Source organism: Polaribacter sp. MED152 (genome assembly GCF_000152945.2).
Classification (GTDB): domain Bacteria; phylum Bacteroidota; class Bacteroidia; order Flavobacteriales; family Flavobacteriaceae; genus Polaribacter.
Genome location: NC_020830.1, coordinates 519,790 through 533,759, shown reverse-complemented (window position 1 = coordinate 533,759; position 13,970 = coordinate 519,790). Strand labels below are relative to the sequence as shown.

Here is a 13,970-nt window from a genome sequence, read left to right as displayed (position 1 = left end):
TTGATATCGTTCTTAAAAATAGTGAATGAGTTAAATTGAAAATGCTATTATTTCTAGTTTCGTATTATAATTTAAAATTAAGAAATATGAAAAAAGTAATTTTAGTATGTGCTTTAGTTTTAAGCAGTTTAGCAGCAAGCGCTCAATTTACAGTAAGCGTTAATGGAGGTTTACCAGTTGGTGATTTAGAAGATGCAAGTTCTTTTGCATTAAGTGGAGATTTAGGTTACTCTTTTGCTACAGATAGCAATTTAATGTTAGGAGTTTCAGCTGGATTCATTAATTATTTTGGTGAAGAGTATGAGTTTTTAGGCACAACAGTAGAAGCAGAATCAATTCAGTTTTTACCAGTAGCTGGTTCATTACATTATAGAATTTCTAATAATTTCTCTGCAGGATCTAAAATTGGTTATGCATTTGGAATTAATGATGGTAATGATGGTGGTTTTTACTATAAACCAATGTTAAGTTACATGGTTGGTGATGCTACTAGTTTATCACTATACTTTGAAGGTATAAGTGATGATGGTGCAAATGCAAATAATGTAGGATTAGGATTTACGTTCGCGTTATAATCTAATATCATCAATAAAATTTAAAGGAGGCTTTTAGCCTCCTTTTTTTATGTAAATAATTGTATTTTTGAATTTATGAAGATTATCATTATTAACGGGCCAAACCTAAATCTATTAGGTAAACGTGAACCAGAAATTTATGGTTCGCAAACTTTTAAAGAGTATTACAGAACTTTACAAATGAAGTTTGATACTGTAGAGCTTAGCTATTTTCAATCGAATATAGAAGGTGAAATTATAGATAAGTTGCACGAAGTTGGTTTTGATTATGATGGAATTATTTTAAACGCAGCAGCTTACACGCATACCTCTGTTGGTATTGGTGATGCAGTAAAAGGTATAGAAACACCTGTTGTTGAATTACATATTTCTAACGTTCATGCTCGTGAAGATTTTAGGCATAAAAGTTTTATAGCTCCTGCTGCTAAAGGTGTACTTTTTGGTTTTGGTTTAAAAGGTTACGATTTGGCCATTCAGAGCTTTTTGTAGGCTTACAACTCTAAAATCATTTTTATATCTGCCCTTTCATAATGTGAGTTTTCTTCTACAGGAATTTCCACAAAACCCATATTTCTATATAAATGAATTGCCGTTTCTAAAGATCGATGAGAATATAGAATTATATTATCCCATTTTTTATTCTTAGCAAAATCGATACAAAATTTAACCAGTGATTTACCAATTTTTAAACCTTGAAACTTAGGGTCCACAGCCATTTTACTCAATTCAAAATAGTTTTTTTGATTGATTAATGACACCACACCAACTATCTCATTTTTATATTTTGCAAAAAAGATATAGCCACCTTCATCAATAATGTATTTTTTAGGCTTGCTAAGTACTTTTTCATCATAAGGCTCTATGTAAAAATATTTCTCTAGCCATGCTGCATTTAAAGCATAAAATTGTTGTGAATATTTCTCTTTAAAAGGAATAATTTCTAAATCTGCATTCATGATTGTATTAAGATTTAGTTTTGAAATACGTTAATAAATATAAATATCTAACGAAAAATAATATCAATAAAGGAATTATTGAAGTTGGAAATAATTGTATTCCTGAAATCCATATCATTGGTATGACGATTAGAAAACCAATGAGCACAATAAAATACTTATGAAACCAAGCTGAATTTCTTCGCTTTAGTAATAAAAAGGCTAGAATTAAATTGGGTGCAAATCCCCACAAAACATTAAAATTGTTAGGTGTTGTAGAATGGTCTGTAAAGAACCATAAAAAGACAATTAACGCTCCTATAATGCCAGTAACGAATAATAAAATGAAATCTAAAGCTTTTGTTCTAACCTTATTTTTGCAGTCTTTAAAGGTAACGAATAAACCTAATAAGCTTAGTAAACTAAAAATTAATAAAGGACTTAATAAAGAGGTGTTTTGCTCTAATTCATCATATTGTAAAATTGTATTTTCTTTTTTGACTAAGCTAGTATTTTTATTGTTTAATTTTATTGTACTGTTTTTAAAAATTAAATAAACATAGTCTGGTAAATACATGTATTCTTTAAAATCAGCTTTTTGATCAAGTTTACTTCCTAAAGCCAAATTAATACCAAAGCTACCCCAAGTATTCCAAGGTATTTCTCTATTCATTAATTGCCTGAAAGATAGATTAGCTTCAATATCTTCATCATTCCAACTAATTTTATCACCTAGAACTTCTTGAGTAATATCTCTTAGTTTTGTAGCACAATTATTAAAATAAGGATCATAAAAATAGGAGGCATTTTGAGGTGCAGCATTTTTCTCTAAATAGGTAAAGAAAGCTTGTTTTTCATCTCTAGTTAAATTTAATACTTGTTCTTTTATCCAACGTTTGTCAGCATTATAACCTCTTAAAAAATAATCAAAACGATATCTCCCTAATTTGTAAATGAGCTTTCCTTTTGTAAAATTGCTATAAAAATTAGGCGCATTAAAATCGAACATTCCATAATTATAAATTAGATCGAGTTGTAAAACAGGATCTTTAATTCGCAATGCAGAATGACCAAAAGCCTCATACAATTCAGTACCAGGACCAGCAGTAATAATACTTACCTCAGAATAAACAGATAGTTGCAGTTGTGCAAAACTTGATTTAGCAAAAAATAAAAACAGTATATAAATTAAGTATTTTTTCTTCATGTAATGTTATCTTCTAAAAAAAGAATAATCGAAAGTAATAGAGAAAATATTAGAATAAAGTGCGTTTCCAACACTTCCTATATTTGTTAAAGCGTAATCTACTTGAATGCCTTTATAGTTAAAGCCAACTCCAAAATTGGGTTGTGTAGATAATGATTTTGAATTATCGAACTCTGTAGTGTATTGAAAATTCCCAACTCCTAATCTTAAATAAACGAGTTTTTCATAATCTAATTGCAAACCTAATGCAGGATCTATACTTGCAACTTCAGATGAAAAAATGTCATTGGTTTGTTCAAACCTTATATTCAAATCAAATTCGGATTGTAAGTTGAAAAAACGACCAATTTTCCAGTCTTTGGCAACACCAATTTGTAATTTTGGTTTGGTAATTTCTGTTGTTTCTGGCAATTCTTGATTTTGACCAGGAATGGCATTTCTTATACTTTCAAACTCTTCTTCATCTATAGCCCAACTATTGTAAGTTGTAGTTAAATCTCTAGCCATTACCCCAAATTTCCAAGAATTTCTCTCAAATTGAAGTCCGACATCAAAGCCAAAACCCCAAGAAGTAGCAAAATCACCAATAATTCTTCGAATTAACTTTGCATTCACCCCAAGTTTTAAATCCTTGAAAATTAAATTTCTAGCGTAAGAAAAGTTAAATGCATAATCAGCAGCAGAAAAAAGGCTAATTCTATTAAAATCTATATTACCATCGTTATCAATTAGAGCTGTAGTATTTAAAATATCATCTACTCCAAAACGAATTACAGAAATACCTAAAGCACTTTGTTTATCTATGGGCATAGCAAATGCAGCATGATTGTAATTGGCAATTCCTGCAAAATAAGAAGAGTGCATTAATGAGCCTTGATAATCTTCTATACCTACTAAACCTGCAGGATTCCAGTAACTAGCATTTACATTATTTGTAGTTGCAACAACAGCTTTACTCATACCTAAAGCAGCTGCATCTACACCAATATTTAAAAATTCGTTGGAATAATTTCTAAATGCTTGTGCACTTAAAAGGGAAGAAAAAAGTATACTAAGAAGTAAAAATTTGTATTTCACAAAATTGAAAATTACCAATAACAAATATCTAAAAACCTACTAAAATAACAGTTCTTTTTAACAGTTATTGTTTAGGGCATATCAATATTGATGTTTCTCTGAATAAACTTTGCAATTCTTTCTTCTAGCCAAGTATTATCTGATGGTTTAAAAGAAGACATAAACCCACAATGACCTCCATATTTGGTAATTTCTAAAAAGAAATTATCTGAAGTCTTAGCTTCTTCTTTCGGATAACATTCTTTAGATAAGAAAGTATCGTCTTTAGCATTAATAAGTAGTGCAGGTCTATTAATAGAAGGAATGTAAGGTTTAGAACTAGCTTTCTGCCAATAATCTTCAGGACTTTCAAATCCGAAAACAGGCACTGTATATAAATGCTCTAAGTGTTTAAATTTGGTTGCTTTAAACAGTTTGTCTTTGTCTAATTTATATTCAGGAAACTTATGTGCTTTTTCTAAAATTTTATTTTTCATGGTTTTAAAAAACACTTCCATATAGAGTTTATTCTTTAATTTATCCATTTCTTTTTCTGCAGAAGCAATATCTACAGGCACAGAACAAGCAATACCTCCTTTAATTTCTGATGGCAATTCTTTTCCTTGTTCCCCTAAATATTTAAGGGTTAAGTTACCACCTAAACTAAAACCAATAATTACAATATTTTCGTAGCTATATTTATCTAAAAGATGATTCATTACAAAACTAACATCCTCAGTTTTTCCACTATGATAAGTAGCAAGCAGGTTATTATCTTCGCCACTACAACCCCTTAAATTAATGCATACTGCATCTAAGTTTTTATTATTAAGATGCTTAATAGTTGCTGTAATGTAATGAGAAGATGAACTACCTTCTAAGCCATGAATTAAAACTGCCAAGGTCTTAGAACCAACTTTTGAAAAATCTAAATCTAGAAAATCATTATCCCAAGTATGTAATCTTTCTCTTTTATAGTTAACAACACCTTTCATAAATAATGGTCTGTACATGGTATTAAAATGACCATTTCTAAAAGGAATGGTTGGCGAAAAATTAGAAGGTAAAATTGGCATCTGTATAATTATATGACAAATATGACAAAAAATTAACAATATAGAAAACAACCCAATTTGCTTTTATTACTTTAGCTACATCAAAAAAAATACAATGAAGATTAAACAACATATACCAAATTTAATAACGCTTGGAAATTTATTATGTGGAACAATTGCAACTATTTACGCTGTTTCAGGTGATTTTAGTTATGCAGCTTTATTTGTAGTTTTAGGTATTGTACTTGATTTTTTTGATGGATTTGTGGCAAGGCTGTTAAAAGTTTCTGGTGAGTTAGGTAAACAATTAGATTCTTTAGCTGATATGGTTACAAGTGGAGTTGTACCAGGTGTAATTATGTTTAAACTTATAGAATTGAATTTTTTTGGAGAAACTGAATTTTATAATGATTCATTTTTAGATGTTGCATTAATTGGATTGTTGCTAACATTAGCAGCTTGTTACAGGTTAGCTAATTTTAATTTAGATACCAGACAAACAGATTCCTTTATTGGTTTGCCAACGCCTGCAATGTGTTTGTTTGTAATATCATTACCATTAATCTATGAGAATTCTAATATCGATTTTGTAAATAATTTAATTGGCAGCAATTACTTTTTAATTATTGTAACCTGTACTTTAAGTTATTTAATGAATGCAGAAATACCATTATTCTCTTTAAAACTCAAGAGTTTTTCTGTTCAAAAGAATTGGTTTGTTTATTTATTTTTAATCATTTCGTTATTATTTATAATTTTCTTAAATTACATCTCAATTCCAATCATTATAATATTGTATGTTCTTTTATCGATACTAAAGAACGTAGTAACTAAGAAATAATAGATGATCATTGCAACTCCCCCAAAAGACGAATCTGAAAGATTAAAATCTTTACAGAATTATAAAATACTAGACTCTTTGCCAGAAGAAGACTATGATGCTATTGCTAAAATAGCTTCAAGTATTTGTAATACACCAATTGCGCTTATATCTTTAATAGATAAAGACAGGCAATGGTTTAAAGCAAATCATGGTTTAGATGCAAGAGAAACACCAAGAGATTTTGCTTTTTGTGCCCATAGCATTTTAGAACCAGATGAATTGTTCATCATAAATGATGCTACCAAAGACGATCGCTTTTTCGATAATCCATTAACTACAGGAGATCCTAACGTAATTTTTTATGCAGGTGCACCTTTAAACACTGAAGATGGCTATCCTTTAGGAACTTTATGTGTAATTGATAATGAGCCTAAAACTTTAAATGAAGAGCAAAAAGAAGCATTAAAATTACTTGCAAATCAGGTAGTAAACTTACTGGAACTTAGAAAGAAAAACCGCGAACTTGAAAATGTAAATAAAGAAGTTTCTAACTTAAACGAACAGTTAAATAATTTTGCATATCGTTTAACACACGATTTAAAATCGCCTATAAATGGAGTGAATTTTTTGGTGGAAGTTTTAAAAACAGATCATGCAGCTTTATTTATTGATGAAGAAGCCAAGAATTATTTAAATTTGATTGCTGATAGAATGGGTTACATGAGTAACCTTGTAGATGATATATTGCATTATACTAAAGTAAATAATGAGAATATTGTTTACAGTAAATTTAATATTCAGGAGACAATAGAGAGTATTATTACAAATATTGACCATGAAAACTTGGTTTCTTGTTCTTACAATTTAGTGAATACTTCTATAATTAGTTCTAAAATAGGATTGATGCAAGTTTTTCAAAACTTGATATCAAATTCTATTAAGTTTACAGATAAAGAAAACGTAGAATTAAGCATTGAACTTACTAAAGATAACGAGTATTATACTTTTGTTTACTGTGATAATGGACCAGGAATTCCAAAAGCATATCGAGATAAAGTTTTTAATATGTTTGAAACACTTTCTAACGAAAAAAATAATAATACAGGTATTGGTTTAACCACAGTAAAATCTATAATAGAAAGGCTAGGAGGTACGTATTCTTTAGAAGATCCTGCTGATAATGCTGAAGGTATTTGTTTTCAATTTAAAGTGTTAATTAAGGATATTACAGCATAAAATGTTTAAATCAGTTAGAGCATTTATTGGCGCAAAAAACTTTGAAGAGTCAAAACAGTTCTATCTAGATTTAGGTTTTAGCTATGTAGATTTAGACAGTATGCTTTATTTTTCTATTCATGATAATTTAGGCTTCTATTTACAAAAAGCATATGTAAAAGATTGGGTAGATAATTCAATGTTATTTCTAGAAGTTGAAAATCTAACTGAATATTATAAAGAAATAAAAGCGAAAAACTTAGATAAGAAATACGAAAAAGTTCGTTTATCTAAAATTGTTAAGAATGATTGGGGACAAGAATTCTTTTTACATGACCCTTCAGGAATCCTTTGGCATATAGGTAATTTTAAGAACTAAAAACACGTTTCTTTTTAAGCTCAAAGTCTTTTCCTAAATATACTTTTCTTACCATTTCATCTGCAGCCAATTCTTCTGGAGTTCCTTCTTTTAGAATGCTTCCATTATACATCAAATACGTTTTATCAGTAATGGCTAAAGTAGCTTGCACATCATGATCTGTAATTAGAATACCAATATTTTTATCTTTCAACTGAGCTACAATACTTTGAATATCTTCAACAGCAATAGGATCTACACCTGCAAAAGGCTCATCTAATAAAATAAATTTAGGATCAGAAGCCAAACAACGCGCAATTTCGGTTCTTCTACGCTCACCACCAGAAAGTAAATCTCCTCTATTTTTACGTACATGTCCTATATTGAATTCCTCAATTAAAGACTCTAATTTCATTTTCTGTTCTTTTTTAGAAAGATCAGTAAATTGTAAAACAGACATGATATTATCTTCTACAGACAACTTTCTAAAAACAGATGCTTCCTGAGCCAAATAGCCAATACCTTTTTGTGCACGTTTGTACATAGGGTCTTTAGTTATTTCTAAATCATTCAAAAATATTTGGCCAGAATTTGGTTTTATCATACCAACAATCATGTAAAAAGATGTGGTTTTACCTGCACCATTTGGGCCTAATAAACCAATAATTTCACCTTGCTGTACTTCTAAAGAAATGCCTTTTACAACCTTTCTACTACCATAAAGTTTTTGAATATTATCTGCTCTTAAAATCATAGAATTAAAACGAATCTTAATTAAATACTAGGTAAATGTAGGTAATCTAAATCTAAATCCTCTTAATAGAATCTTAAACGTTACCTATTGTTGAATAGATTTATTCGTTTTCTAACGCTTCCCAATATTCTACAGCTCTTCGTAAATGAGGAATTACAATAGTACCTCCAATAAGATTGGCAATAGATAAAGTTTCCATTACTTCTTCTTTCGTAACTCCGTTTTTCATAGAAGCCTCTAGGTGATATTGTACACAATCGTCACATCTTAAAACCATAGATGCAACTAAGCCTAATAATTCTTTTGTTTTTACAGGTAAATGACCTTCTTTAAAGGCATTTGTATCTAGGTTAAAAATTCTTTTGATAACCTTATTATCTGAAGCTAAAATTTTATCGTTCATTTTCTGACGATAATCATTAAATTCTTTAACTTTTGTTGGCATTCTTTTCTTGATTTTTTATAACTCTTGCTGAAACTCTTATACTTATTTCGTACAATATTAAAATTGGTATTGCTACAATAACTTGACTTGCAACATCTGGAGGGGTAATGATAGCTGCTAATATTAATACAACTACTAATGCATGCTTTCTATATTTTCTTAAAAATGCTGGTGTTATTAAACCTATTTTGGTTAGAAAATAGATTAACACAGGTAGCTCAAATAAAACAGAAACCCCTAATAACATATTAGTTACTAAGCCAATATGAGATTCTAATGTAAAACTGTTTTCAATTGCTTCTGTAATTTGATAATTGTATAAAAACTGAATTGATATTGGAGCAATTACATAGAAACTAAAAAAGACACCTATAAAAAATAAGAAAGAAGCAATTAAGATAAAACCTCTAGATTTTTTAATTTCTTTTTCAGTTAATCCTGGAGAAACAAACCTCCAAATTTCCCATAAAATGTAAGGGAAAGCAACTATCACTCCTAAAATTAATGAAGACCAAATAGAGTTCATTAACTGTGATGTTACTTTAATACTCTGTAATTTCTTTTCTCCAAAATTGATGCTACAAAAAGAGCTATCCATTCCAAATAAATTAAAAAAATCACAAAACAATTGATAGGTAATAAAATCTGGTTGAAGATGAGCTAAAAGAAAATGTGTATACACTTGTTTGGCAAAAACAAAAAATACAATTGCAAGTATAAATATTGCAGCTGCACTTCTAACCAAATGCCATCTTAATTCTTCTAAATGTCCTAAAAAAGACATTTCTTTTTGTTCTGCAGCCATTAAAAGATTCCTTCCTTTATTAAATCATGCAAATGTACAACACCTGCGTAATTATTATTGTCATCTACAGCTAAAATTTGTGTAATACTATCATTTTCTAATGCCTCTAATGCTTCTATAGCCATTGCTTCAGAATTTATAGTTTTTGGGTTTTTACCCATAATGTCTTTCGCTGTAAAGTTTTCTATTTGCGTTGTTTTGGTTAGCATTCTTCTAACATCTCCATCAGTGATAATTCCAACAATGGTATTATTGTCCATAACAGCTGTTACTCCTAATCTTTTTTCGGAAATTTCAACAATTACCTTAGCAATAGAATCATCTTTTTCTACTTTGGGCAATTCATTATTTTTAATCAAATCAGAAACACGTAAATACAATCTTTTACCTAATGCACCTCCTGGATGATATTTGGCAAAGTCTTTACTTGTAAAACCCTTTAATTTTAATAAACAAACTGCAAGAGCATCACCCATAACTAATTGAGCAGTAGTACTTGTAGTTGGTGCTAAATTATTTGGACAAGCTTCCTTTTCTACAAAAGTGTTTAATACAAAGTCTGCATTTTTACCTAAAAAAGAATCAATATTTCCTGTAATTGCAATTACTTTATTTCCATAATTTTTTATTAAGGGAAGTAAAACTTTAATTTCTGGAGTGTTACCACTTTTAGATATACAGATTACAACATCATCTTCTAAAACATTTCCTAAATCTCCATGAATGGCATCTGCAGCATGCATAAAAACTGCAGGTGTTCCAGTAGAATTAAAGGTTGCTACTATTTTTGAAGCAATATTAGCACTTTTTCCAATACCAGTAATAATAACTCTACCTTTTGAATTATATATGCAATTTATAGCGTTTTCAAAATTGATATCTACTAGTTCTGCCATTTGAGAAATAGCTTTACTTTCAGCTAAAATCGTCTCTTTAGCATTGGCAATTATTGATGATTTATCTTTCAAGTTTTATATTTTTTCAGAATAAAAAAAAGTTATATCTTTAGATATAGGAAACAGGCAAATTTACTATAAAATTAGCTTTCATCAAACTATATAGTTTGTGGTTTCTTTTTTCTATTCAATCAAATAAATATTTATATGGATTTACATGGTCCTCTGAAAAAGTTTTTTGGATTTAATAAATTTAAAGGGTTACAAGAACAGGTTATAAAAAGTATTGTAGAGAGCAATAATACCTTTGTAATTATGCCAACAGGTGGTGGTAAATCTTTATGTTACCAACTACCAGCTTTGATGAAAGAAGGAACTGCCATTGTTGTATCTCCATTGATAGCACTAATGAAAAATCAAGTAGATGCTATTAGAGGTATTTCTGAACAACATGGAGTTGCTCATGTATTAAACTCATCTTTAAATAAAACAGAGGTAGCACAAGTTAAAGCTGATATTTCTAACGGAATTACCAAACTTTTATATGTTGCTCCTGAATCTTTAATAAAAGAAGAATATGTTACTTTTTTAAGAACGCAAACCATTTCATTTGTAGCTATTGATGAGGCACATTGTATTTCTGAATGGGGACATGATTTTAGACCTGAGTATAGAAATTTAAAACACATTATTAAGGCAATTGATAATGTGCCTGTAATTTGCTTAACTGCAACTGCAACAGAAAAAGTACAAGAAGATATTTTAAAAACACTTGGTATTACTGATGCAAATAGATTTAAAGCATCATTTAATAGGCCTAATTTGTTTTATGAAGTAAGGCCTAAAACAAAAGAGGTTGAAAAAGATATTATTCGATTTGTAAAACAAAGAGAAGGTAAATCTGGAATTATTTATTGCTTAAGTAGAAAAAAAGTTGAGGAGATTGCTCAAATTTTACAAGTAAATGGAATTAAAGCTGTTCCTTATCATGCAGGTTTAGATGCCAAAACTAGAGTTAAGCATCAAGATATGTTTTTAATGGAAGATTGTGATGTGGTTGTTGCCACTATTGCATTCGGAATGGGTATAGATAAACCTGATGTTCGTTATGTAATTCATCATGATATTCCTAAAAGCTTAGAAAGTTATTATCAAGAAACTGGTAGAGCAGGTAGAGATGATGGAGAAGGATATTGTTTGGCTTTTTATGCGTATAAAGATATTGAGAAGTTAGAAAAATTTATGGCAAGCAAACCAGTTGCTGAGCAAGAAATTGGGCATGCTCTATTGCAAGAAGTTGTGGGTTATGCAGAAACTTCTATGAACAGACGTAAATATCTATTGCATTATTTTGGTGAGGATTTTGATGAAGTAAATGGTGAAGGTGCAGATATGGATGATAATTCTAGAAATCCTAAGAAAAAGCACGAAGCAAAAGATGATGTTGTGCTTTTACTTAATGTAATTAAAGATACTTTACAAAAATACAAACCTAAAGAAGTTGTAAATACCATAGTTGGTAAAGAAAATGCATTACTAACTTCACACAAAACACATTTACAACCATTTTTTGGAATTGGTAAAAGTAAATCTGCTGCTTATTGGATGGCTTTAATTCGTCAAATTTTGGTGGTGAATTATATCAAAAAAGAGATTGAGCAATATGGTGTTATTAAAATTACCAAAGAAGGTGAAGCATATTTAGAAAACCCAACTTCATTTATGATGACAGAAGATCATGAATATAATGAAGACAATGATAATGCAATCATTACCAATGCAAAATCATTAGGTGGAGTTACTGACGAAAAATTAGTGAAGTTACTAAAGGATCTACGTAAAAAAGTAGCTACCAAACAAGGAGTACCACCATTTGCAGTATTTCAAGACCCATCTTTAGATGATATGGCTTTAAAGTATCCTGTAAATTTAGAAGAACTTTCCAAAGTTCATGGAGTAGGTGAAGGTAAGGCTAGAAAATTTGGTAAAGATTTTGTAAAACTTATTGAAACTTACGTAAAAGAAAACGATGTTTTAAGACCAGATGATTTAATCGTAAAAAGTACTGGTGTAAATTCTGGATTAAAGCTTTACATCATTCAGAATACAGACAGAAAATTACCTTTAGAAGATATTGCAAAGTCGAAAGGATTAGAAATTAATGAACTAATTAAAGAGATGGAAAGAATTATTTTTTCTGGAACTAAATTAGACATTAATTATGCCTTAGATGATTTGTTAGATGAAGATCAGCAAGAAGAAATTCATGAATATTTTATGGAAGCTGAAACCGATAAAATACAAGAAGCTTTAGATGAATTTGATGGTGATTATGATGAGGATGAATTACGTTTAATGCGAATTAAATTCATAAATGAGGTTGCCAATTAAAGTTCAACCCGTTCAGGGTGAAGATCGTTCTACAAAGTTATTAGCGTAAGGACAATTCCTAAAATTATTGCCAAAAATTTCTGAAAATTAAACTTATGATTTTCTGTACTTTCAAATAAAATTATTGTTGAAATATGTAAAAATACTCCAATAATTAGCGCAGTAATTTCTGTATTATATGCTTGAAAGAAATTAATCTTATCTCCCAATAACAAGCCTAAAGGACTCATTAAAGCGAATAATGTTAAGAAAGTAAATACTATTTTTTTGCTGTATTTAGCATGGAGTAAAAAGGTAGTTAGTACAATTGCAATCGGGATTTTATGAACAATTATAGCCCAAAGTAAATTTTCATCTGCATTATGAATGGGTAATCCTTCAGAAAATGCGTGTATACACAAACTCACAAATAATAGTGTAGGAAATTTTTTATTATCTGAATGAATATGAATATGCCCATGTTCTGCACCTTTAGAAAATGATTCTAAAACCGACTGTAAAATGATACCTATTAAGATTAATATACCTATTAAATTATCGCTTGAAGTAATGGTGTAGACATCTGGTAATAAATGTAAAATGGTTACTGATAGAAGGTATGAACCACTAAAAGCCAATAATAATCGAACAATATTTTTATTCGGTTTTTTATACAAAACCAGCAGCGCACCAAATAAAACAGATATAATTAATAGAATGTAATTCACCTTGCTACAAAAATTAATCGATTAGAATTATTTACATCAAATGTATTTAAATGATAATTTCCAAATGTGTTTTCAATGGTAAAACCAACTTTATGAAAGTACGCTCTTATTTTGGCTTCATCTAAATACTTTACCCTTTCTGTGTAGCTTCTATGTTCATCATCAGCAAAGAAATTAATGGTTTTAATAATAAAACCATCTTTAATTTCTCTTGTTATATTAAAAGTAATGTCTTCTACAATTTTTGTTTCAGAAGCCACTAAATTGCGTTTAACCAACTCTACATTTAAAAAATCAAAAACAAAATAGCCCTTATTCTTTAAACCGTTTTTAATGTTTTCTAAAATTAATAAATCTTCTTTATCGTCTTCAAAATACCCAAAACTAGTAAACAAATTAAAAATGGCATCATAAGAATTGTTGAAAGGTTCTCTCATGTCATGAACTTTAAATTTTAAAGTATCATTTTCAAAGACTTTGGCTTTAGTAATGCTATTTTCAGCTAAATCACCACCTGTAACTTTATATCCTAAAGAATTTAAATAAACTGAATGACGACCTTTACCACAAGGTAAATCTAGAATATGAGTAGTTCTTGGTAATGCTAAAAACTCAGTTATGTTTGTCATAAATAACTGTGCATCAGCATCATTTCTATCCTTATAAAGTATATGATAGTAAGGTGTATTAAACCAATCTGTAAACCACTCTTTTGTTTTCATAAATAAACTAAGTCAACAAAAGTAGT

16 protein-coding genes are annotated in these 13,970 nt (G+C 29.3%); 6 read left to right on the top strand and 10 right to left on the bottom strand.

The genetic code is table 11. From position 1 onward, the window contains the following. Positions 1–86 precede the first annotated feature (86 nt). Together MED152_RS02475 and aroQ are read left to right on the top strand one after the other, a co-directional pair. Positions 87–575 carry an outer membrane beta-barrel protein gene (locus tag MED152_RS02475; protein WP_041383320.1) on the top strand — a complete coding sequence of 163 codons (489 nt, stop codon included), beginning with the start codon at positions 87–89 and terminating at the stop codon, positions 573–575. Positions 576–650: 75 nt separating this feature from the next. Then, complete coding sequence (gene aroQ / locus MED152_RS02470) at positions 651–1,064, top strand: type II 3-dehydroquinate dehydratase (protein ID WP_015480271.1); 414 nt, start codon at positions 651–653, stop codon at positions 1,062–1,064. A gap of 2 nt (positions 1,065–1,066) precedes the next feature. On the opposite strand, the gene MED152_RS02465 is transcribed toward aroQ, so the two are convergent. The 4 genes from MED152_RS02465 to MED152_RS02450 form a co-directional block, all read right to left on the bottom strand. Continuing rightward, entirely contained in the window at positions 1,067–1,531 is a 465-nt protein-coding gene (locus MED152_RS02465) for a GNAT family N-acetyltransferase (RefSeq protein WP_015480270.1), read from the bottom strand. Positions 1,532–1,538: 7 nt separating this feature from the next. Further along, positions 1,539–2,717, bottom strand: a complete 1,179-nt coding sequence (locus MED152_RS02460; RefSeq protein ID WP_015480269.1) for a DUF4105 domain-containing protein — start codon at positions 2,715–2,717, stop codon at positions 1,539–1,541. 6 nt (positions 2,718–2,723) lie between these two features. Next, complete coding sequence (locus MED152_RS02455) at positions 2,724–3,794, bottom strand: PorV/PorQ family protein (protein WP_187288765.1); 1,071 nt, start codon at positions 3,792–3,794, stop codon at positions 2,724–2,726. A 71-nt stretch (positions 3,795–3,865) separates the two neighbouring features. Continuing rightward, entirely contained in the window at positions 3,866–4,849 is a 984-nt protein-coding gene (locus MED152_RS02450; RefSeq protein WP_015480267.1) for a YheT family hydrolase, read from the bottom strand. A 94-nt stretch (positions 4,850–4,943) separates the two neighbouring features. On the opposite strand from MED152_RS02450, the gene MED152_RS02445 reads away from it, so the two are divergent. From MED152_RS02445 to MED152_RS02435, 3 genes are read left to right on the top strand one after another with little or no spacing between them, the layout of a single operon-like run. Next, the gene (locus MED152_RS02445) at positions 4,944–5,669 is read left to right on the top strand and encodes a phosphatidylcholine/phosphatidylserine synthase (protein ID WP_015480266.1); all 726 of its coding nucleotides are present in this window, start codon (positions 4,944–4,946) and stop codon (positions 5,667–5,669) included. Positions 5,670–5,672: 3 nt separating this feature from the next. Continuing rightward, positions 5,673–6,887: an ATP-binding protein gene (locus tag MED152_RS02440; protein ID WP_015480265.1), complete on the top strand. Its 1,215-nt coding sequence runs from the start codon at positions 5,673–5,675 to the stop codon at positions 6,885–6,887. A 1-nt stretch (position 6,888) separates the two neighbouring features. Beyond that, positions 6,889–7,245, top strand: a complete 357-nt coding sequence (locus tag MED152_RS02435) for a glyoxalase (protein WP_015480264.1) — start codon at positions 6,889–6,891, stop codon at positions 7,243–7,245. Here MED152_RS02435 and lptB read toward each other — a convergent pair. From lptB to MED152_RS02415, 4 genes are all read right to left on the bottom strand, one after another. Then, complete coding sequence (gene lptB, locus MED152_RS02430; RefSeq protein WP_015480263.1) at positions 7,235–7,978, bottom strand: LPS export ABC transporter ATP-binding protein; 744 nt, start codon at positions 7,976–7,978, stop codon at positions 7,235–7,237. The two genes, MED152_RS02435 and lptB, sit on opposite strands and share 11 nt — an antisense overlap. A 100-nt stretch (positions 7,979–8,078) precedes the next feature. Further along, positions 8,079–8,423: a carboxymuconolactone decarboxylase family protein gene (locus tag MED152_RS02425; RefSeq protein ID WP_015480262.1), complete on the bottom strand. Its 345-nt coding sequence runs from the start codon at positions 8,421–8,423 to the stop codon at positions 8,079–8,081. Next, positions 8,407–9,228, bottom strand: a complete 822-nt coding sequence (gene tatC / locus MED152_RS02420; protein ID WP_015480261.1) for a twin-arginine translocase subunit TatC — start codon at positions 9,226–9,228, stop codon at positions 8,407–8,409. Before tatC ends, MED152_RS02425 begins: the two co-directional genes overlap by 17 nt. Beyond that, positions 9,228–10,196, bottom strand: coding sequence for an SIS domain-containing protein (locus MED152_RS02415; RefSeq protein WP_015480260.1), 969 nt, complete (start codon positions 10,194–10,196; stop codon positions 9,228–9,230). The genes tatC and MED152_RS02415 overlap by 1 nt, the downstream gene beginning before the upstream one ends. 135 nt (positions 10,197–10,331) lie before the next feature. On the opposite strand from MED152_RS02415, the gene MED152_RS02410 reads away from it, so the two are divergent. Continuing rightward, complete coding sequence (locus MED152_RS02410; protein ID WP_015480259.1) at positions 10,332–12,515, top strand: ATP-dependent DNA helicase RecQ; 2,184 nt, start codon at positions 10,332–10,334, stop codon at positions 12,513–12,515. Between the two features lie 29 nt (positions 12,516–12,544). Here MED152_RS02410 and MED152_RS02405 read toward each other — a convergent pair whose 3' ends face one another. Beyond that, the gene (locus MED152_RS02405; protein ID WP_015480258.1) at positions 12,545–13,222 is read right to left on the bottom strand and encodes a ZIP family metal transporter; all 678 of its coding nucleotides are present in this window, start codon (positions 13,220–13,222) and stop codon (positions 12,545–12,547) included. After that, positions 13,219–13,944, bottom strand: a complete 726-nt coding sequence (locus MED152_RS02400; protein WP_015480257.1) for a class I SAM-dependent methyltransferase — start codon at positions 13,942–13,944, stop codon at positions 13,219–13,221. Before MED152_RS02400 ends, MED152_RS02405 begins: the two co-directional genes overlap by 4 nt. Positions 13,945–13,970: the final 26 nt, after the last annotated feature.

Coding starts and splice junctions, on each gene's coding strand:
- MED152_RS02440 (WP_015480265.1), top strand. CDS start 5,673: ATGATCATTGCAACTCCCCCAAAAGACGAATCTGAAAGATTAAAATCT.
- MED152_RS02475 (WP_041383320.1), top strand. CDS start 87: ATGAAAAAAGTAATTTTAGTATGTGCTTTAGTTTTAAGCAGTTTAGCA.
- lptB (WP_015480263.1), bottom strand. CDS start 7,978: ATGATTTTAAGAGCAGATAATATTCAAAAACTTTATGGTAGTAGAAAG.
- MED152_RS02400 (WP_015480257.1), bottom strand. CDS start 13,944: ATGAAAACAAAAGAGTGGTTTACAGATTGGTTTAATACACCTTACTAT.
- MED152_RS02425 (WP_015480262.1), bottom strand. CDS start 8,423: ATGCCAACAAAAGTTAAAGAATTTAATGATTATCGTCAGAAAATGAAC.
- MED152_RS02465 (WP_015480270.1), bottom strand. CDS start 1,531: ATGAATGCAGATTTAGAAATTATTCCTTTTAAAGAGAAATATTCACAA.
- tatC (WP_015480261.1), bottom strand. CDS start 9,228: ATGGCTGCAGAACAAAAAGAAATGTCTTTTTTAGGACATTTAGAAGAA.
- MED152_RS02445 (WP_015480266.1), top strand. CDS start 4,944: ATGAAGATTAAACAACATATACCAAATTTAATAACGCTTGGAAATTTA.
- aroQ (WP_015480271.1), top strand. CDS start 651: ATGAAGATTATCATTATTAACGGGCCAAACCTAAATCTATTAGGTAAA.
- MED152_RS02435 (WP_015480264.1), top strand. CDS start 6,889: ATGTTTAAATCAGTTAGAGCATTTATTGGCGCAAAAAACTTTGAAGAG.
- MED152_RS02410 (WP_015480259.1), top strand. CDS start 10,332: ATGGATTTACATGGTCCTCTGAAAAAGTTTTTTGGATTTAATAAATTT.
- MED152_RS02450 (WP_015480267.1), bottom strand. CDS start 4,849: ATGCCAATTTTACCTTCTAATTTTTCGCCAACCATTCCTTTTAGAAAT.
- MED152_RS02460 (WP_015480269.1), bottom strand. CDS start 2,717: ATGAAGAAAAAATACTTAATTTATATACTGTTTTTATTTTTTGCTAAA.